This window comes from Kothea flammea, from assembly GCF_052161645.1.
Taxonomy (GTDB): Bacteria; Planctomycetota; Planctomycetia; order Pirellulales; family Pirellulaceae; genus Laterigemmans.
On sequence record NZ_CP197414.1, the window covers coordinates 866,820 to 887,359 of the forward strand.

14 protein-coding genes and 1 pseudogene are annotated in these 20,540 nt (G+C 59.3%); 11 read left to right on the forward strand and 4 right to left on the reverse strand.

Annotated features, from left to right (window positions below; genetic code table 11):
* Positions 1-229: 229 nt before the first annotated feature.
* Both SH139x_RS02940 and SH139x_RS02945 read left to right on the forward strand, forming a co-directional pair.
* A complete protein-coding gene (locus SH139x_RS02940) occupies positions 230-1,738 on the forward strand; it encodes a pseudouridine synthase (RefSeq protein ID WP_488353791.1) in 1,509 nt (502 codons plus the stop codon).
* A 21-nt stretch (positions 1,739-1,759) separates the two neighbouring features.
* Positions 1,760-2,659, forward strand: coding sequence for a dihydroorotate dehydrogenase electron transfer subunit (locus SH139x_RS02945; protein ID WP_488353792.1), 900 nt, complete (start codon positions 1,760-1,762; stop codon positions 2,657-2,659).
* A 30-nt stretch (positions 2,660-2,689) separates the two neighbouring features.
* On the opposite strand, the gene SH139x_RS02950 is transcribed toward SH139x_RS02945, so the two are convergent.
* Complete coding sequence (locus SH139x_RS02950; protein WP_488353793.1) at positions 2,690-3,769, reverse strand: ribosomal eL19 family protein; 1,080 nt, start codon at positions 3,767-3,769, stop codon at positions 2,690-2,692.
* Positions 3,770-4,256: 487 nt separating this feature from the next.
* Between SH139x_RS02950 and SH139x_RS02955 the strand changes: the two genes are divergently transcribed.
* The 3 genes from SH139x_RS02955 (at position 4,257) to SH139x_RS02965 (ending at position 9,467) form a co-directional block, all read left to right on the forward strand.
* The gene (locus SH139x_RS02955) at positions 4,257-4,517 is read left to right on the forward strand and encodes a membrane or secreted protein (RefSeq protein ID WP_488353794.1); all 261 of its coding nucleotides are present in this window, start codon (positions 4,257-4,259) and stop codon (positions 4,515-4,517) included.
* A 142-nt stretch (positions 4,518-4,659) separates the two neighbouring features.
* Positions 4,660-7,062, forward strand: a complete 2,403-nt coding sequence (locus SH139x_RS02960; protein ID WP_488353795.1) for a vWA domain-containing protein — start codon at positions 4,660-4,662, stop codon at positions 7,060-7,062.
* Positions 7,059-9,467: a hypothetical protein gene (locus SH139x_RS02965; protein WP_488353796.1), complete on the forward strand. Its 2,409-nt coding sequence runs from the start codon at positions 7,059-7,061 to the stop codon at positions 9,465-9,467. The genes SH139x_RS02960 and SH139x_RS02965 overlap by 4 nt, the downstream gene beginning before the upstream one ends.
* Positions 9,468-9,508: 41 nt before the next feature.
* Here the strand turns inward: SH139x_RS02965 and SH139x_RS02970 are convergent.
* Positions 9,509-11,116 (reverse strand): annotated as a pseudogene (locus SH139x_RS02970) (serine/threonine protein kinase).
* A 320-nt stretch (positions 11,117-11,436) separates the two neighbouring features.
* Here SH139x_RS02970 and flhA point away from each other — a divergent pair.
* The 4 genes from flhA to SH139x_RS02990 all read left to right on the forward strand — a co-directional run bounded on the left by flhA (position 11,437) and on the right by SH139x_RS02990 (position 16,047).
* Entirely contained in the window at positions 11,437-13,518 is a 2,082-nt protein-coding gene (flhA, locus tag SH139x_RS02975) for a flagellar biosynthesis protein FlhA (protein WP_488353797.1), read from the forward strand.
* A gap of 23 nt (positions 13,519-13,541) precedes the next feature.
* A complete protein-coding gene (locus SH139x_RS02980) occupies positions 13,542-14,675 on the forward strand; it encodes a flagellar biosynthesis protein FlhF (RefSeq protein ID WP_488353798.1) in 1,134 nt (377 codons plus the stop codon).
* A 238-nt stretch (positions 14,676-14,913) separates the two neighbouring features.
* The gene (locus SH139x_RS02985) at positions 14,914-15,198 is read left to right on the forward strand and encodes a hypothetical protein (RefSeq protein WP_488353799.1); all 285 of its coding nucleotides are present in this window, start codon (positions 14,914-14,916) and stop codon (positions 15,196-15,198) included.
* A 63-nt stretch (positions 15,199-15,261) separates the two neighbouring features.
* Positions 15,262-16,047, forward strand: coding sequence for a FliA/WhiG family RNA polymerase sigma factor (locus SH139x_RS02990; protein WP_488353800.1), 786 nt, complete (start codon positions 15,262-15,264; stop codon positions 16,045-16,047).
* Between the two features lie 382 nt (positions 16,048-16,429).
* Here SH139x_RS02990 and SH139x_RS02995 read toward each other — a convergent pair whose 3' ends face one another.
* The gene (locus tag SH139x_RS02995; protein ID WP_488353801.1) at positions 16,430-17,377 is read right to left on the reverse strand and encodes a diacylglycerol/lipid kinase family protein; all 948 of its coding nucleotides are present in this window, start codon (positions 17,375-17,377) and stop codon (positions 16,430-16,432) included.
* Positions 17,374-17,520, reverse strand: a complete 147-nt coding sequence (locus tag SH139x_RS03000) for a hypothetical protein (protein ID WP_488353802.1) — start codon at positions 17,518-17,520, stop codon at positions 17,374-17,376. Before SH139x_RS03000 ends, SH139x_RS02995 begins: the two co-directional genes overlap by 4 nt.
* A gap of 97 nt (positions 17,521-17,617) precedes the next feature.
* Here SH139x_RS03000 and SH139x_RS03005 point away from each other — a divergent pair, with 97 nt between their 5' ends.
* Both SH139x_RS03005 and SH139x_RS03010 read left to right on the forward strand, forming a co-directional pair.
* Complete coding sequence (locus tag SH139x_RS03005) at positions 17,618-18,730, forward strand: NYN domain-containing protein (protein WP_488353803.1); 1,113 nt, start codon at positions 17,618-17,620, stop codon at positions 18,728-18,730.
* A 156-nt stretch (positions 18,731-18,886) separates the two neighbouring features.
* Positions 18,887-20,497 carry a glycine--tRNA ligase gene (locus tag SH139x_RS03010; protein WP_488353804.1) on the forward strand — a complete coding sequence of 537 codons (1,611 nt, stop codon included), beginning with the start codon at positions 18,887-18,889 and terminating at the stop codon, positions 20,495-20,497.
* The last annotated feature ends 43 nt before the right edge of the window (positions 20,498-20,540 follow it).

Genomic DNA, 20,540 nt, shown 5'->3' on the forward strand with positions numbered 1-20,540 from the left:
AAATCGGCCGTTCAGGCGAATCGGCGAGTCTTTTTTCCGATTGCTGTCAAGCATCCTCCTGGACGATCGGCCGCAAGTAACGATACTGTGAGCATAGAGACGCTGGCTGCCACGGACCCACCGGATTTATCGAATCCCCCCGTTTGAGCTTGAGCTGATCCAAACTGGTCCCGATTCGTCTGATTGGCCCCATTAGTCGTCACTTTCCCCTTTCATCATTGCAGTTAACGTGCCGCGTCGATCTGATTCCAAAAAAACATCCGCCAAAAAACCAGACGCCAAACAATCTGGCGGCAAGCAATCTGGCGTTAAAAGATTAGTAGGTGGCAAGCCATCGGCCGGCAAGAAATCAGCCGAGACACAGCCGCCGGTTGAGGTCGTCGATCCCAGCCTGCGAGCCGGACCACCACCGCGAAAACAGGCGGCCGGCAAACCTAGCGGGGCCGGCAGCGCGTCTGCTGGGCCGCAGCGTTTGCAACGAGTGTTGGCAGCGGCCGGCTTTGGCAGCCGCCGGCAATGCGAAGAATTGATCACGGAACAGCGAGTGGAAGTCGATGGCAAAATCGTCGACCAGCTGGGTGCTCAAGTCGATCCCAGCACGGCCAAAATTTTCGTCGACGGGTCGCCGGTCAAGCGGCAGCGTCACGTCTATTTTCTCTTGAACAAGCCGCCCGGGGTGGTTACCACGAATCGGGATCCGCAAGGCCGCACGCGCGTGATCGACTTGATTCAAGAACGCGAGCGGGTGTTCCCCGTGGGGCGTTTGGATCGCAGCAGCGAGGGACTGATCCTGCTGACTAATGACGGCGATTTTGCGCAGCAGTTGACGCATCCCAAATATGGCGTCCGCAAGATCTATCGCGTCACGGTGGCTGGCAAAGTTGACAGCGCGAAATTGGCCGAGATGCGAAAGGGCATCTATATCGCCGAGGGGCGAGTCGCGGTCGATGGCGCCAAAGTGCTGAAGCATCGGGGCAAAGCCACCGAGATGGAGATCTTGCTCCGCGAGGGGAAAAACCGAGAGATTCGCCGCATTCTCGCTCGCTTGGGGCACAAGGTGCTGACCTTGCAACGGGTCGCGATGGGTCCGCTGCGGTTGGGAGAGCTGCCGCGAGGGGCTTACCGTGCCGTGACTGCCACCGAGCTGCGGCGGTTGCGTGAGGAAGTCTTTCATCAGTCGCGACGTGCGGCCGACGGTTTCGAGTCCGATGATGAGGGGGCGAAGGCAGGTCGGGATGCGAAAGTCGCCGGCCCTCGCAAGCCGCCGCGGAGCAAGTCGCCGCAGGGCAAGCCGGCTGGCAAGCCAGACGCCTTGGCGGAGGACGACGGCGAGGAATTCGAAGTGCGAGGAACTGAGGACAAGAGTTCCGCAGCTAAGGGGGCCGCAGCGAAGGGTTCCGAGACAAGGGGCCAGCGGGCCGGCAGAGAACTGTATGAACCGGGTTTGGTCGACCCCATGCTGGCCAGCGACTCGAAGGTCCGCGGGACCATCATCGGCGACGATTCTCCGGCCGCTGACGAGCCGGCTGCGAGGCGCTCCTCAGGTCGTTCGGCGGGGCGTTCGGCTGGCAGGAAAGCGACCGGTGGCGATCGGGGAGCGGGTCGCAAATCGGCAGGTCGTAAATCAGCTGGTGGTAAATCAACTGGCGGGAAAGGCTCTGCTCCGACCGGCAAACGTGGTGCGGGAGGGAAGTTTCCCGGGGGTGGGAATCGCGGGCCAAAGCGTGGTGGCAAATAACTTCAGCGGAAGGAACAACCGATGAGTGCAGGGATTCAGCCTCAGTACTGTGCCGATCAAGCGGTGCAGGTGACGACGCCAGTTTTGCAAATGGAGACGTTGGCGCGGGACACCTATCGGGTGCGAGTAGCCGCGCCGCGGATCGCCCAGTTGGTCGTTCCGGGGCAATTTGTGATGATGCGGTTGGCCGGCTTGAGCGATCCCTTGATCGGCCGCGCTCTGGCTGTTTATGACGTCTACTCCGATGCCGCGGGTCAGCCCGCCGGGGTCGACTTGGTGTTTGTCGCCAAGGGAAAATTTACCACCGCCTTGGTCGCCGCTGGAGTGGGCGCGGAAGTTTCGCTGTGGGGTCCGCTGGGCAATGGTTTTGCCCCGGATCCGGTCGACGAACTGGTGATCGCCGTCGGCGGGATTGGTCAGACGCCGATGTTGCTGTTGGCAGCGGAAGCGTTAGGCCGGCGGCAATTTGCCGGCGTTTTGACTGCTGGTCTTGAGAGGCCCGCCGGGTATGCGCGTCGGGTCACGATGATTTATGGGGCCAGGTCGAGCGATTTGTTTGCTTCGCTGGAGCAGTTTGCCGCCACTGGGATGCGGCTGGAATTGTGCACCGACGATGGATCGCGAGGGCATCACGGGCGAGTGCCCGATGTGTTGGCGGAGTTGTTGGGACCGGCTGAGAATGAAGTTACCCACACGCGTCGCGTGGTCACTTGTGGTCCCGAGATCATGATGGCCAAGGTGGCCGAAGTCGCCGCCACGCGGTCGCTGCCTTGCCAGGTGTCTTTGGAAACGCCGATGGCTTGCGGCATCGGCATCTGCTTTACTTGCGTGGCTCGCGTCCGCCAGCCTGATGGACTTTGGGACTATAAACGAACGTGCGTCGAAGGACCCATCTTCGACGCCACGCAAATAGTTTGGTGAACCAGGCGCTAACGCGTTCCGGCTGATTCCTTAGCGGAACATGGAACCGCTAGGCGTGGTGTACGGCGTGCTGGGGTAAGACGTCGCTCCCGAGGTGCTGCCGGGACGATAGCCGGATGTTGGAGTCACCGATGAGCTGTTGCTCTCGGTGGCGTTGGCACCGCCTGCCATTTGAGCCGCTGGGCTTGACGCTTGCGAATCGGTTGTGGATGGGGTGGAAGGCATGGCATACGGGTTGTCGGTCGCCGTGCTGATCGTGCCGTAATCGGGTATGGCGTAATTCGAGGGTGGCGGGCTGCTGGTTGTGGGACTGCTGGAGGTTGCTCCGCCGGTTGCCATGTTCGGGGCCGAATATCCGGGAGCAGCCGAAGCGTCCGCTGTGCGATAACCGCTGGGGCCGCCCGCCGCTGGCGTGTAACCGTAGTTGGGAGCCGCTGTCGGCGAGTTTGCTGCCGGCGAGTTTGTTGCTGCTACGCCCGCGTACTGCGGACCGCCGCTGTAGCCACTCTTGGGCGCGGCGCTGGTTGGTGGTGTATAGCCGTAGCTGGGCGGTGTGTTGCCATAGCTGGGCGGTGTGTTGCCATAGCTGGGTGCCGCGTTGGCGTAGCTGGGGGCCGCGTTGGCGTAGCTCGGTGGCATGTTACCGTAACTCGCCGGCGTGTTGCCGTAGCTGGGCATCGTATTGCCGTAGCTGGGAACCGCGTTGGTGGCAGTTGAGCTATTGGCGGTTCCGGCGAACCCGGCTGGCGTCGCGGGAGTTGAGTTGCCCATCGCAAACCCGTTGGCTGTCGCAGCCGAGTTGGGAACTGTCGTGCCCGCGTACGCTTCGACATCACCAAATGTGCCGGTGCCGCCTGCTGGTGCGCCGGTGCCGGCAGCGGTCGAAGCGATCGCCGTGGGGTTGAGCTGACTGCTTGGTGGTGCTGGGTAAGTGGTGCTGGGGCCCTGACCGGCAAGCATTTCGGCGGAGGGAGTTTTATTCCAACCGAATAGACTTGCACCAGGCAATGGCGAGCCTGTTTTGCAACCGGTCGAGGAAGCGACCGCAATGGCGCAGCCAGCCAACATCAACCGTTGGAGCGAGTTTCGATTGGCGATTCGGATTTGCATAATTCGGTTCCTCTGGGCAACAGAAACCCACGAGTCTGGTTTTAAAGGCGGTTTGGTGGCGGGACCAAACGAGTGGTTTATAGCGATTATTCGGAACAGCACCGCCGAGTTCTTCACCTAAACGGCAAACTTTCTCGGACCAGTACGCAGCGGCAGACATGTGGTCGGCCGCGCGGACGTTAGGAATTAACGCGACTGACTGTCAAGGCTGAAATCCAGGGAATGGGGGGCAGACTCCGCCCGGCTGTTGCAACCGGAGCTGCGGTCGTAGGTGGACCCGGTTTATCGAGAAAGGCGGCGTTGGCAAGCAAAACGCGAGACATCGCGGCGGGGCGATGACGATCATCCACTAGGGACCGCCCGATTAAGCGTTCCGGTTGACGATTGCTATTGAGTCGCCAGCGGGTGAGCTGTAGGAGTTGATTTCCGGGGCGTTTGTAGCCTAGCTTCCCACCCAACCTTCACGAATGATCCCGCGGGAGTAGTCATGCGCCGCCACATCTATGTCGCTTTATTGTTGACGACCCTGGTTGTTTCCAGCGGTTGCGGAGGGGGGCGTTGGTGGCCGTTCACGCCACAGGGAACGATCCATCAACAGCAAAGTGAAGCGTTGGTGCACGATCCTTATCCGCAACGCGACATCGGCCCCGATGATCCGGGTGCCCGGCCTCGCGATTTTATTCAACCCCTGCCCGAGCCGGTCCGCAACCGAATTGTGCCGCAAAGCCAAATCTGGACGCGTCCCTAATTCGCTCGCCGGTACATTCGCTCGCCGGTACTCATTTGCCGCAGCGGTCAGCCGGACGCATTATGACTATAATTCAGGCGGTGCCCCCGCGCGTGTTGTGACGAGGGTTGATTTGCCCGAGTTATCAGGAGATTGAGTTCGCATGGGGCCATTCGCGGCGGGAGCGATGTTATTTTGGGGGAGTGTGGCGGCGGTACCGATCGTGCTCCACTTGTTGCGTCGCCGCCGACACCGAGCGATCCAGTGGGGGGCGATGGGGTTTTTGCGAGCCGCGATTGCCCAGCGTGCGCGCCGCTTTCAGCTCTGGCGATTATTGCTGTTGTTGCTCCGCGTCGCCGCCGTGTTAATGATCGCCGTCGCCCTGGCACGTCCCCAACTCGCCGTCCCCAAAGCGGCTGCTGACGGTGACGACCAGCCGCCACGATTGCGCGTCTTGGTACTCGATGCCTCCCATTCGATGCGAGCATTCACGGCACAACCACCCGCCACCCGCTTTGATCGCGCGCGACAGGCCGCGCAAGGCCTTTGCAACGCGGCCCGACGTGGCGACGGCCTGATGTTGGTGCGGATGGAACAAGCGGCTGAGGCGATCGTGCGGCGCCCCAGTTTTCTCCCCGAAGCCGTCGCGGCCGAACTGCTGAGAATGCAACCCGGTGATGGAACTGCCAATCTGCCAGCCGCTCAAGGCACCGTGGAACAGTTAGTGCAAACGGCGGTCGATGAGGGCTGGAGTGGCCCGGTCGATGTGATCTTTTTCAGCGACTTGCAGCAGGTCAGCTGGCAGCAATCCGCGAACTTTGGCACTTCCGCAGCGGGCACTTCAGCAGCGGGCATTTCAGCAGCGGGCACTTCAGCGGCGGGTAGTTCAGCGGCGGGCACTTCAGCGGCGGGCACTTCAGCGGCGGGCACTTCAGCGGCGGGTAGTTCAGTTATTAAGCTGAACTACTGGGTCGTCGATTGTGCTCCCCCGGGGCCCCAAGCTGCCCTGAATTTGATCCCGCTGGAGTTTGAGGTGTTGCCGGCCGATCGAGCCGAAGGGGCCGGGACGCAAGGCTTGGTGTCAAAATTCGCCGCTTCTCGCGGGGGACTGTCGGCCAGAGCAGGGCAATCGTCCCTCCCCGCCGGGAACGCTCAATTACTTAGGGATGGTCGCGTTGATCGCTCGCAACCCTTCGCGGCGCTTTCTGCCGGCGAGCGTCGGTCGTTGGCTTGGTCCACTCGCCTTCGCCCCGGGCGACAGCTGCTGGAGGTCCAAATCGATGTTGCCGACGCGTTGCCCGCGGATAACCAGATTCGTCAATTGGTTGATCGCCAAGAGACAATTCGCATCGCCATCTTCGGGCAAACACCAGCCGACACGCGGTTCTTAAAGTTGGCCCTGCAGGCGTCTGGCGAGCAACTGCCGGGCAGCGATTCATTCCGCACCGACTTGCTCGGCTGGGACGATCTCGCGCGGGTTGCGCTGGGACGATATGACTTGTGGATGTTGTCCGATCCGGCTCCGTTGACCTCCGATCAAGCGAACCGTTTGGAACAGCACTTGGCTGCCGGCGGGGGGGTGGTTTGGTGGCTGGGGCCCAGCTGGCTATCAGGTAGCGATGGGCCAGTGAGTGGTGAGCAAATCGCGTCCAGCCCGGCAGGTTGGCGGGCCGAGTGGCTGCTTAACTTCAACCAGTCGGTGATTGATCCGCAAGGCTACGCCAGTCCCTTGGTGGCCCCGTTTGAGCCCTTTCCAGGAGCCGGTTTGTTGACGTTGCCAGTGTTTCGACAATGGGCTTTGCAGTTGGGCAATCAATGGCAAGCGGTGCTGACGGTCAGCGACGGTGGTCAGGATGCGAATCCGAGCGGTGGCGTCAGTTGGCCACTGCTGGCGACTCGCGGTGGCGACGACGGGGCCGCCGGCCGACAAGTCATTGTCAGCTCGCCACCCGGCCCGGGCGATAGCGACCAGCCCTGGAACGCGATGATCGCGTGGCCGGTATTCGTGCCGTTGGTCCAAGAAATGGTTCAGTGGGCGGGCGTCTCGACACCCTTCCCCACAGCCTTTCAAGTTGGCACACCGCTCGCTGGACGCACGCCCGAGAGCGAGATGGGGACCCAGTTGGTGAACGAACAGGATGAAAACTATCCCGTGGAAATTACTTCGCGAATCGGACGCAGCGCGGTCTGGAGTGCTGGCCTAGCACGGCAAGTCGGTGTCTATCGCTGGGCCGACGGACCGGCCGCCGGTGAGTTGGTGGCGGTTGTTAATCACGATCCTCGCGAAGCCGATTTGGCAAAGCTCGATCGCTTGCCCGAACCTCTTAGGCTAATCAGTGACGATCAGCTGGGGGAACTCACTGCCGCGACGAACGAGCCACCAAATAGCGAGGCTAACGAGCCACCAACCGGCACCGCGGAGCAACCGGCCGTGGCTGCTGGTGGCGCGTCGGCGGGTGACCAGCAGGTTCCCTTAGGCGAGCTGGGTTGGTATTGGTTGTTGGCCGGCTTGGGCTTAATGATCGCCGAATCGACCCTCGTCCGTTGCTTGGAGGGGAGATATTGAACGCCCCCTTGCAGATGTTTCAGTTGATATTATTTCAGTTCCCAGCTCAAGCTGCCGGACGCGGTGTCGATTGGCGGCTGGAATCTGCTTGGCCGATCGACGTCGGCTGGGTGTGGTTGCTCGGCATCAGTTTGCTGTTGGCTTTGACCGGCTTGCAGTTTGGCAAGTATCTGTCAACTGGTGATCGCAAACTGCCAGCTGCTGGTAGCACGCTGTCAGAGGTCAACTGGAGGCGGGCATTCTCGTTGTGGACGTTGCGGGCTTTGGTCGTCGTGGTCTTGTGCTGGATGCTCGGTGGTTGGCGAATTGCTCGTTTTGAGACCGATTTGCCCGACTTGGTTTTGCTGATCGATGATTCCGAAAGCATGCAGTTGCCCTCAGGTGCGGAGCAGCAATCGGCGGCTGAAGAAACGCGTTGGCAAGCGGTCGTGGAATTGGTGACCACGGGCGATGGCGAGTTGCTGGAGCGGCTGGCTGAGGAGTATCGTTTGCGGTTGCTGACCGTTGGCGCCGAGCGGGAGAATTTACCGAGCGACGTGGCCGAGTTGGTCGCCGAGCTGCGAACCAGTGAGCCGACCGGCGGGGAGAGCCGTTTGGGAGATCATTTGATGGCCGCGGTGGAAGCTCAACGCGGGCGTTCCACGGCGGCGGTGGTGTTGTTGAGCGACGGAGTGGTGACCGCCGGCGAGTCGTTGCGACAAGCGGCCACTCGCGCGAAAACGTTGCGTTTGCCGCTGATCATTGCCCATACCGGCAGCACGGAACCACCACCTCAAGTGGCGCTCAGTGAGCTGGTGGCGGAATCGACCGCGATGGTCGGTGACTCGGTCAACGTGATGGCTCGCATCCAGTGGACGGCGGCGGGTGACCAGGCGACGCGGGTGACTCTGATCGATCAAAGTTCGGGACGCGAATTGGCTTCCCAAGCGATTCGCAGTGAGAATGCTTCGCTGTTGGCCAGCGGTGGTGAGCGGAGCGAAGTTGTCAACTTATCGTTTTTGGCCGAGCAAGCCGGTTTGAGAGATTTGCGGGTCCGCGTCGAACCGCTGGCGGGCGAAGTGGCGGTGGAGGACAACGAAGGGGTCGTGACGGTCGATGTTCGCGACGATTCATTTCGCGTGTTGTTGATTCAGGGGGCGGCCAGTTACGAGTTCCGCTTTTTGAAACACTTGCTCGAGCGAGCCACCAATCGCGACGGGACGCGACCGTTGGTGGATTTAATCAGCGTTCTGCAGCAGGGCGATCCTCGCTACGCCGATCAAGATCGCGCGGCGGCCCGTTTGCCGCCGGTCGATTCGGAGACATTGGAGAGTCTCGATTTGATTATCCTCAGCGACTGTAATCCGGCCGCGCTGGGCACGGTGCTGCAAACGAAACTGGCGGAGCTGGTCGTCGAGCGGGGAGTCTCGTTGGTGGTCGTGGCGGGGCCGGATCATCTTCCCGCCGCGCTGGCCGGGACTCCGCTGGGCAAATTGTTGCCGGTCGAACCCGATTCCGTTGTCATGCCGCGGGCTGCCGATCAACCATTGGCTTGGCAGCTGACGGCGCTGGGGCGGGGCCTGCCGAATTTAGCCATCGCCGCGGGCCCGGAACCTTGGAATCGGGTGCCGCCGCTGTATTGGTTGGCCGAGGCGGAGCGGTTGCGAGCCGGCGCCCGCGTCTTGCTCGAAGCGGCATCCCGCTCTCCAGCCGAACCGCCGCGACCGATCGTGGTCAGCCAATTGGTCGGCAACGGGCAAGTGTGGTTGCAGTTAACCGATGAAAGTTTCCGACTTCGCGGCGATGGGATCGGAGCCGATTACTACGAGCGATATTGGTTGCAAATGGTCCGCGGGCTGGCTCGGCGACGCGATCGAGAAGGCCAGCAGGCGGCCAGTTTGGAAGTCTTGGGCGAGCGATTTCGCCGCGGCGTGGCAATTCCCTTTACGGTCCAGTTGGATTCATCGATGACCGCTGCGGCGGGTGGCCAAGTGGAGATCGCCGTCGCCGGGGACGGGGCTAATGTGAAGAACTTTACCGCCTTGCCCGACCAACGTGGCCGAGGCATCTTTCAAGGCCTGATCGAGGGCCTTGCTGCGGGCAGTTACCGGGCCGTGATGACGCGACCTCTGGGAGCCTCCGATCCGCCCGCTGATTACTTCGTCGTGCAAGATGATGCTGCCGAACTCCGCGACTCGGTCGTTGACGTGGCGATGTTGGCGGCAGTGGCTGAGCAAACCGGTGGAGTCGATGTGCGGGTGGCCGACGGTCCCCAACAACTGCTCTCGGCAATCCCCGCCGGCCGCGCGATTCGCATCCGTCCCTTGCCGCCGCAGCCGATTTGGAACCACTGGTCTGTGGCGACGCTGTTGTTCGGGCTGCTGTGTGGCGAATGGATTTTGCGCCGCCGCTGGGGCTCGCTCTGATGAGCCGCTGGCGGGTTAGCTAGCCGGGCGGGTTAGCTAGCTTACTGGGCGGACGTGTGCGCGCTTCGCAGCAGCGTTTGCGCAGCCACGTTGCTTTCGATCGCAGCCGGGTTGGCAGTCGTCGCCACCACGATGACGTCGTTGCGTTTGGGCAGGCTGAGCAATTGATTCAGCAACCGGCCGCTGGCTGGATCCAGCCATTCGACGTTATGCAGCACGAGCACTAGGCGGCGTTGGCCGGCGATTGACTCCAATAGACGAACTAAGCAATTCGTTGCTTGTTCGATTTCGGCCGCGGAGGCTTGCCGCGGTGCCGGCGTAGGCAGTCCGAACGTTTCCGCCAGTTCGGGACTGGTCACGGCCAGGGCGCTTTCGCAAGGTGGCGTCCAAGCTTGGCGGACGGCGGCCGGTAGGCAACCGAGCCAATCGCCGAGTTGTTCGAAGATCGGGTCCAAGCTGGGAAAGGCTGTCTCGCCACTGCGTTCGCACCAAGCGGTCAGCAGCAGTCGCGGAGAATCGCCTGGGGTGCGAGCCAGCGCATCGTCGATCGCTTCGGGGGCGAGCGAGTTGCGTTCCAAGCGGACTACTCGGGGGCCTGCTGGGGAATGCTCATCAAGAATTTCGCCGTGTTCGACCCGCACGGCTTTACAACGGGTGCTTTCCTCAGGCATTGCATTCTCCGCAGTGGTCGCATCTGCCGCTGCGGTACTTTCGCCTCGCAGTTTGGCGAGCACTTGGTCTGCTGAGGGTCGTTCGGCCGGGTCAAAGTTGAGCATCTCCACGCAGAGCTGCAGCAGTTCCGCCGGAGTATCGTGTGGCAACTGCGAAGCAATTCGTTGTTGGCAGCGTAATTCGGAATGCGAGGGGTCCCAGGAGGGCAGGCGTCCTGATAGGCAGACTGCCAACAGACGGCCGAGGCTAAAAATGTCGCTCGCAGTTTGCGGTTGCCGCACGGCGATCGCTTCGGGGGCCAAGTAGGCAAATGTACCATCGGTGCGGAAGCGGGCGGGTGATCAGAGGGGGCGGTCACAACGGGTGGCTGTCTCGAAATCGATCCAGCATGGTTGCCCCTCGTTGTTCCAAAGAATGTGAGCCGGTTTGATGTCGCCGTGGATCCAGCCACGCCCATGCAGCGTTGCCAAAGCTTCTAACAAGGGGACCAGCACCTCGCGGAGGCGATTCAGATCGGGCAGCTGGCTGGCGGTCAAATTATTCCGCAGCGTGGGCAGCAATGGGGCAGCCCGCAGCGGTTCCAGCACCAAAGCGTAACCCCCGGCAAACCTCAACAAGCGGTGTGCGGAAACGATCGATCGTTGTGCTAGTTGGCGAAGGTTGCGATATTCGGTTTTGATTGCCCGGTTAGCCGCTGGACTCCTTTCTTTGGGGATTTTAATAGCCACCGAGCGCCCCGAACTTAACTCGGTCGCCGCGTACACAGCCGCTCTCGCCCCTTCACCGAGTAAACGCCCCCAAGCGTATTCGCCGTCGGCGAACTGCCGCAATTGCTCGAGCGAAGGCGGTAGGGTGGAACCGCTGCGGGATGCAAAGGCTGGAGTGCAACCGCTCTGCGAGTTCAATCGCGATGGCTGCGATGACTCCGTGGAGGTCGTGCGACTTTGAGAAGTGACATTTGACATATGAGGTCTCATGAGCGCCCACCTAGCTGCCAGAGAAAAAATCAAGTTGCTATTAGCTCGATGGCAAAAACTGGTCGTTTGTGAGACAGAAAAATCGAGATTTCTTGGGAATTGGCTACTGTGGAAAATGGCCTTTCACAGCTTGGGGGGCGACTGACTCCACTTCGTTGTGGCTGGGCTGATGTATTCGGGGGGATTTCAATCTTTTTGAATGATTCCTTCAAGTTTCGATTGGATAGCAACCGATCTGGACCGGTTTGACACGTTTTGAGTAAGGTGCGTTCGCGGAAGTTGCCGGCCACGGAGAGCCGGTGACCAGGAAGAACGGACGGTTGGACTCAGACGTGCAACAACTAGCTCGCTATCGCGACCTCATCCTCCCACTGGCGATCGTCGGCAGCCTTGTCGTGATCCTGGTGCCGTTGCCCCCGTTCTTGATGGACTTGATGTTGGCGGCCAACATCACCGTGGGGGTGATCGTCTTGCTGACGACGGTTTACGTGGGTAGTCCGTTGGAGTTCAGTATCTTCCCCACCTTGCTGTTGGCTACCACGTTGGCCCGCTTGGTGCTGAACGTTGCCACCACTCGTATGATCCTGTCAGAAGCGGGCAAGCAGGGTGGTGGCGACTTAAGTGGTGTGATTCAAGGCTTTGGTGAGTTTGTGGCTGGAGACCGCGTGGAGATCGGTCTCATCATTTTCATCATCATTGTCGTGATTCAATTCGTGGTGATCACCAAAGGGTCGACGCGGATCAGTGAGGTGGCTGCTCGGTTTGCCCTGGATGGGATGCCCGGCCGTCAAATGGCGATTGATGCCGACCTGAATGCGGGTATTATTGACGAGCATGATGCGCAGCGTCGTCGCGAAGAAATCAGCCGCCAAGCAGACTTCTATGGGGCCATGGATGGTGCCAGTAAGTTTGTGCGGGGGGATGCGGTGGCGGGCATCTTCATCATGATCATTAACGTGATCGGCGGCCTCTACATCGGCACCTATCGCAATGGCATGTCATTCGGCGATGCGGCAAGCCTGTTCACAAAGTTGACGATCGGCGATGGCTTGGTCAGCCAAGTTCCCGCGCTGTTCATTTCGCTTGCCGCCGGTTTGTTGGTCACGCGAAGTGCTAAGACTTCCAACCTGCCGCAAGAGTTCATGGAGCAACTGTTGGGCAACCCCCGCGCGATGGCGATCGCGGGTGTGTTCCTGATGTTCATGATGGTCACCAAACTGCCCGCTTTGCCAATGGCCACTTTAGGGATTGGCTGTTTTGGGTTGGCGATTGTGATGAGTCGTCAGAGTCGCCGCGATGACGCGCGGGCCGCTCGGCAAAAAGAAATCGAAGAACAATCGGCTGCGGCACCCGCGGACAAACGACCCGAGGATTACTTGGCGGTCGATCCGATGGAACTGTCGTTGGGCTGGGGCTTGTTGGCATTGGCCGACCCGCAGCGGGGCGGAGATTTAATGTCACGCATTACCGGAATCCGCAATCGGATCGCTGAGGATATCGGTGTGTTGTTGCCCAAAGTGCGAGTGCGTGACAGCGAAGACCTCGAGGCGCATCGCTACGAATTTCATATCTCCGGAGCCAGGGTGGGGCGGGGGATTGTTCGCCCCGAGCAATTGTTGGCAATCGACTCCGGCATGACCACCGGCGTCATCGAAGGCGAAACGACGCGTGATCCCACCTATGGTCAACCGGCCGTCTGGATCGATCCGGCACGCCGCGAACAGGCTGCGATTTACGGCTACACGATCGCCGAACCGAACGCCGTCTTGATCACCCACTTGCAACGCATCGTTGGTAAGCACGCCGATGAATTGTTGACGCGTGATGCCACCAAACACCTGCTCGATGAACTCAAAGAAGTTTCCCCAGCGGTGGTCGAGGAATTGATCCCCGGGCAGATGAAGCTTTCGGAAGTCCAACAAGTGCTGCAGATGTTGCTCCGCGAAGATGTCCCCATTCGCCAGTTGGGGATCATTCTGGAAACGCTGGGCGATCATGTCGGCCGCACCAAAGATCCGATCTGGTTGGTCGAACGCGTGCGGCAGCGGTTGGCCCGCACGATCAGCACTCGCTATCGCGACCAAAACGATCGACTGCATGTGATCACCCTCAGCCCGGCGCTGGAAGATGTGATTCGCGAAGGGGTGGAGCACAACGAATCAGGACTGATCGTGCGATTGCAACCCGAAGCGATCGAGCAACTCAACCGACGCATTCTCAACGCGGCCAAAGTATTGGTTACGCACGGAGTGACGCCCGTCATGCTGGTTGACCCGCGCGTGCGTCCGGCAGTTCGCAAACTGACACTCTCGGCCATTCCCGATCTCCGCGTGTTGTCTTACCTCGAAATCACCCAAGACACCGCGATCGAATCGATGGGTGTCGCCGGTGGTGATGAATGATGGCAGGAACCTCGTAAAGCCCTATGCATATTCGCACATTCCAAGCCGCCGATCTCTATGCCGCTTTGGCGACGATCCGAGAGCAGATGGGGCCAGAGGCCACAATCTTGCACACTCGCAATGTCAGCTCCGGGTTGTGGGGCATGCTCGGCCGGCAACGTGTCGAGGTGACCGCCGGCCTGCGATCGGTGGAGCCATCAGCTAGTGAGCGATCGGTGGAGCCAGCAGCTAGCGAGGTGGCGGTTGCCAAAAGCCAATGGGCAGCCGATACGCTCAGTGAAGCGCTCGCCGCAGAAGGTCTGCCCCCGAGGCTGGCGGAACAGTGGTTGGCCGCCACGCTCGACGATCCGCAATACTCCCAACAGCCACCCGCTCAACTGGCTGCTCGCCTGGGGATTGTTTGGCAGGATGATACCAACGTCGACGAAGCCGATGCCACCTTGGCGCGGCTGCGACTCGGCTTGGCAAATTGGCTCTGCTCGCAGCTCCGCGTGATCCCATCGCACGGCGATCCAGTAAATAATCCAGCAGGCGATTCAGCAGGCGAGCTTGGCCAGCGTCAACGAGTGATTGCCGTGATTGGTGCCACCGGCGTTGGCAAGACCACGACGATCGCCAAGCTGGCCGCCAATGCGCGTTTGGGTGCTAAAGCCAAGGTCGGCTTGGTGACGCTCGATGCGTTTCGCGCCGCGGCGGTGGAACAACTGGAAGCCTACGCGGCAGCGATGCGAGTTCCCTTGGCCGTGATCCGCAGCGCGCACGATGTGCCGGCGGCGCGGGCCAAGTTGAGCGACTGTGAGCAAATATTTGTCGATACCGGTGGCCATAGTCCTCGGGGCAGCGATCAATTGCGGCAGCTGCAACAACTGCTGCCGCTGCTCCAACCCGATCAAACGCATTTAGTCTTGGATGCCAACAGCTCGATCGCGGCGACGCGTAGCTGTCTGCAAGCATTCTCGAGCTTTCAACCGAGCGGTGTGATTATTAGCAAGACCGACGAAGTCTTGCATCCAGCCGGGATGCTGGCCGCGGTGCTGGCTGCCGGACTGGGGCTAACCTATTTGACAACCGGTCAACAAGTGCCGGAAGATTTGCGTCCCGCTGTCGCTGGGGAAGTGGCAAGTTGGGCCAGTGGTCTTGCGGTGATCGGGCGATGAAGCGTAATCAACAGCTTCCCGGCAGGCAACCTTGCGGGGGCGGCAAACCGTCGTGGTACACCAGGCGAACTGTGCCGAAAAGTTGCTTTGAAAAGAATTTGCCAACAAAGGAAATTTAGTTAAACATGCTTGCGGTCGCTAACCGATAACAACTTGGCGGCTTGATCCAGTCGTGATCAGTTGCTCAGAGCCAAAAAGACTTTCGGACCGACTTTAAGCACTTTCGGGTGGGAACAATATGGCAGGGGCTTTCGCCGCTTCGTTAGGAGCGATTGCGTTGGCCACGGTCATCCTCCGTGGGACGCTGGCCGGAGAGGCAGCGGTCGATTGTATTCGCTCGGGAATTGGTGCGTTATTTGGTTTTGCCATCTTAGGATGGTTGGCCGGCTCCATCATGGATTACCTGGTTCGCCAGGATATAGAGAATCAGTATCGGCGTCGGTTGGATTGGTTCCGTAGTGAATTTCAATCTACAGGCGACGAATTACCGACAACTGACGAGCTTCCCAGGCCGGATGCCTAGGAGCGTAAGTTATTGTCGGGTCGGAAACATACAGCAGGCGATCGCTCGATCACGGAGGATTGAATGGCTGCGACGGTCACGTCTAACGATGATATCCAGCAGGTTTGGACCCAGTACCGAGCCGAGCCGGGGAATAAAACTCTTCGGAATCGGCTGGTTGAACAATACATGCCGCTTGTTCGCTATAACGGCGAACGGATCTGGCAGCGACTGCCCGATGGCGTTGAATTAGACGACTTGATCAGCGCTGGGATCTTCGGTTTGATGGACGCTATCGATGCGTTCGATCTGAACCGAGGTGTCAAGTTCGAAACCTACTGCGTGCCTCGGATTCGAGGTGCCATGTTGGATGAACTGCGGACGATGGATTGGGTTCCCCGATTGGTCCGTAGCAAGGCGAGCAAGTTGGCCGAGGCCAACAAACAACTGGAGACCAAGTATGGTCGCCAGCCCACCAATATTGAACTGTCCGAACATATGGGCATCAGTATGGCGGAACTGGAGAAAATGCAGTCCGAAGCCAACGCGGTCGGCTTGGTATCATTGAACAAAAAATGGTATGAGACCGACAGCTATAAGGACGTCCGCGAGATCGATGTGCTCGAGGATAAGAAAGGCGAAGATCCCACTCGCCGAGTCCAAAAGACCGATCTCATGCGGTTGGTCACCAAGGGTCTGAATCGTAACGAACGCTTGATCATTATTCTTTACTACTACGAAGAATTGACCATGAAGGAGATTGGTGCCACCTTGGACCTCTCCGAATCACGCGTCAGCCAAATGCACAGCGCCATCGTTAACCGCTTGCAACAACAACTCGGCTATCGCAGACCCGAGTTCGGCACCTAAACCTGCCGCCAGATCAACGGTTCTTATTATATAATTATCGAATGAACCCCGGTTAGCTTATCTGCAAAGATATGCTCACCGGGGTTTTTCGTTTGACAGTCAGCCAGAGGCGTGCGATCGTTTAACAGTCAGCCGAAGGCGTACTCGCTTCTATTACAAAGTACGCCTGCGGCTAACTGTTAAACGCAATGCCGCTCAAAATCGTTTAACCGTCAGCCGAAGGCGTACTCGCTCCCATTACAAAGTACGTCTGCGGCTAACTGTTAAACGCAATGCCGCTCAAAAAATCGTTTAACCGTCAGCCGAAGGCGTACTCGCTCCCATTACAAAGTACGCCTGCGGCTAATTGTTAAACGCTGGTGCGCGCATTACTTCTCTCCAACTAACTGGACTTCTGCGTTGACGGTTGATAGTTCGCCCCCACAATCATTGATAGCGCTGCTGGCAAACATCGCACCACGCTGGGGGATATCTCCGTCCGCTCGCCGTCGAGCGAAAAGGGCAGGGGAGGGGAACTGGTTAATTCCAAACTGCGGACTTGTCGAAAAATGACTTGCTCCGATGCCAAATAGTCCTGTAGCAAAAAACGCGAGGTTAACCCTAGCAGGTCGCTGACTGAGCCGTCGCGAATCATAATCACATCTAGCAACCCGTCTTCTGGATTGGCCCGCGGAGCGACTGGCAAATGTCCGGCATTCGTCCGCCCGTTGGCAATCAGCAAGTTCCAAAGATCGACTTCGAACGGGACTTGGGAATGTTCAAAGCGGATGGAGACATGAAAAGATGTCAGGTCGCCCATGACTTGCATTGCGCCGCGCAGATACACCCAAGCTCCCCAGCGGGCTTTCATCTCGGGGGTTAACGAACGAGTGACCGCGTCGCTGTTGCCGCCGGCGGCAATGTTCAGAAAATAACGCTCCGCCTCGCCGACTTGGCAACTGACCAAATCGATCGCTCGTGGCACGCCAGTCAAACATCGCGCCGCCGCCACCAAGTAATCGTCGGGCATCGCCAACGTAAAGGCGAAATCGTTGGCCGTTCCAATTGGCAAGATCGCCAGCTCGGGGGCGTCACTCAAGCCTTGTTCGGCAATCCCCGTGACGGCATCGTTAACGGTTCCATCGCCGCCAGCCATAACCAGACGTTGATAGCCGTCGCTTGTCGCGCGGCCAGCCAACGCCCGCAAGTGTTCGTGCGATTCAGTTTCGACGATGTCGACCGCGGGTTGAGCTCGCAGAAAAGCAAACGCCTCGGCCGCGTTGCCGGCATTCCCGGCTCGCGGATTCCAAGCCACCAGCGTCCGCGGTTGCTGCCCAGGTGTGGAGGTCATGAAGCGAGAAACCGCCGTTGGTCTGCCTTCATCGCGTGGTAGATTTCGATCAAGATTTGATCGTTTTCAATCATTTCTTGAGAGATTTCCGTCATGGTGGCGAGCTTGGGGGCCCAGGTGGTGGTTTGTTTAGTGGCCGCCAACGGCTACACTGCAGGTTGGGAAAAAATGTGTGCTGGTCTTTGCGGCTGGTCTCATTGCTAGGAGCAAACTCGGTGCCAAATCGCCGATGAGGCGAATATGTTGTTGTTAATCGACGCTTACAACTTGCTGCATCAGTCCGATGTGCTGCATCGCGGCCGGGGCGATCGCTGGTTGGAAAAAGCGAGGCAACGACTGATTCATCGTTTGGCCGAGCACTTGGACCCGGAATTGGCAGCGCAGACCTGTTTGGTCTTCGACGCCAGCAAGCCGCCGCGGGGTCGGTCGAGCGAGTTTGTGCAACTCCGGATCCAAATTCGCTTCGCCGTCGATCATCGCGAAGCGGATGATTTGTTGGAGGAGATTATCACCCGGCACGCAACTCCCAAGCGGCTAACGGTGATCTCTTCGGATCATCGCATTCAGCGAGCCGCATCGAGACGGGGGGCCACTTTCTTTGATGCCGACGTGTGGTACGCCGATCTGTTGGAGCGAGGGCCCCGTTTGGCGATTCCCTGGCCGCCCCGGCGAGCGCCAACTGGATCGCCAACTGGATTGCCAGCCGAATTATCAGGGGCCGCGGGTGACATACAAACAAACACTTCGCTGCCGGGACACGAAAAACCGCAGCCGCCGACCGATCAGGAGGAGTTGCAGCAGTGGCTGGAGTGGTTCGCCGAGCCAACTGCCCGGCGCGATAGCAAACGGCCAGCCGCGCCCAGGAAAGTTGCTAAGAAAATTGGCGATAAGCCGCTCGTCAGTGCTCAGCCTAAGTTAACGCCGGCAGCAAGCAACCAGCCCCCAGCGACACAGTCACCAGCGAAAAAGCCCCCAGCGAAAAAGCCCCCAGCGAAAAAGCCCCCAGCGAAAAAGCCCCCAGCGAAAAAGCCCCCAGCGAAAAAGCCCCCAGCGAAAAAGCCCCCAGCGAAAAAGCCCCCAGCGAAAAAGCCCCCAGCGAAAAAGCCCCCAGCGAAAAAGCCCCCAGCGAAAAAGCCTGTCACCAAAAATAAGTCTGCGAAAAAACATCCAGCTGCCCCGGCGAGTTTGACCCCGACCGCGGGAGCTAATCGGAAGGCTAGTCGAGATGTTGGGCGGGATCTTAAGCGGGGTGCGGGGGGCCGGCCGGCCTCAGGTCCGAATCATCAGCTGGATGCAAATCTGGCCAACCCGTTCCCCGAGGGTTACGGCGAGGACTTGCTCGATGGCGAGTAGCCGCTAACGGGCGGTCAGCATCGGGGGCCCCTGGCTGGATGAGCCCTGAGGTCGCTAAACTGCTGCTGGCGGCAGTTTTTCCTGCTGCTCCTTGTTTTCCTTGCTTTGCACGCTTTCTTTCCTTTGCACCGGTAGGCCAACAGCGCGATGATTTCGATGGAAAAAATAGTCTCGTTGTGCAAACGACGGGGATTCATGTTTCAGTCCAGCGAGATCTATGGTGGTCTGCAAGGCTTTTGGGACTACGGGCCGCTGGGGGTCGAGCTGAAGCGGAACGTCAAGGAAGCATGGTGGCAAGACATGATCTCCAGCCACAACGAATTGCTGACTCCGGCCGGCGCTCTGGGGACGTATGAAATGGTGGGCCTTGATTCGACGATCGTGATGCATCCCCAGGTTTGGAAATGCAGCGGACACTATGACTTGTTTCACGACTACATGGTCGATTGCCGGCAGTCGAAAAAGCGTTATCGCTTTGACCAAGTTCGCGGTCGATGGGCCAAAGTCGACGACCGCAAAATCTTCGTCGCCACGGCTGTCGAAGCGGCAGAGGAGGATGCTGAGATTCAGCGCAAGGCGCTCAAATTTTTCAAGCTCCGCAGTAAAGATCTCGAGCGGCTTGGCTACGACGGACCGATCGTCAGCTTGGATACGTTGAGCGAATTCGATCAAGTGTTGGGGCCGGACGCCAATGAACTGGGGACGCTGACCGAGCCCCGCGAATTCAATTTAATGTTCAAGACCACGCTCGGCGCGCTCGGTGGTGAAGACGATGTGGCCTTTCTCCGCCCCGAAACGGCGCAGGGGATTTTCGTCAATTTCAAAAACGTGTTGGACAGCAGTCGGGTCCGAGTCCCATTCGGGATTGCTCAGATTGGCAAGAGTTTCCGCAACGAAATCACACCGCGCAACTTTACTTTTCGGTCACGTGAATTCGAGCAGATGGAGATCGAATTTTTCTGTCCTCCCGATCAATCGCAACAGTGGTATCGCTACTGGCGCGATCGTCGCGTGCGTTGGTACACCGACTTGGGGTTGAGTGGTGATTCGATTCGTCTCCGCGAACATCACGCCGATGAATTAGCCCACTACAGCACCGGCACGGCAGATATTGAATACGCCTTTCCCTTTTTAGCGGAAGGCGAATTTGGCGAACTGGAAGGGATCGCGCACCGTGGTGATTTTGATCTTCGCAGCCATATGGAAGGCAAGCTCAATCCCGACACCAATCCCTTGGAGGTCGAGCTAAACGAGCATGGTAAGCCTAAGTATCGCGGCAGTGGACGTGACTTGAGCTATCGCGACGAGATCAGTGGCGAGCGGTTTATCCCCCACGTGATCGAGCCCAGTGCGGGAGCAGACCGGGGTGTGTTGGCGTTCCTGTGTGAAGCCTTCAGCGAGGATGAGGCGCCGGATGAAAATGGCAAACTGCAGACCAGAGCGGTGATGAAGTTCCATCCCCGTTTGGCTCCCATCAAGGCGGCTGTGTTTCCGCTGGTCAAGAAGGATGGCATGCCCGAGGCGGCGCAAGAAATTTATGGCCAACTCAAGCAAGAGATGGCGACTTTCTATGACGAGAAAGGGGCGGTCGGTCGCCGCTATCGACGGCAAGACGAAGTTGGCACGCCCTTCTGCGTGACCGTCGATGGACAAACGCTCGATGATGGCTCCGTGACGGTCCGCGATCGGGACTCGCTAGAGCAGTGGCGAGTCGCGTCAAAGGACTTGGTAGCCGAGCTGAAGGCGCGGATCCAAGGAGCCAGTTGAGGTAGGTTGCGAAATTCTTCGCCAATCAACTGGCGGCGCGGTT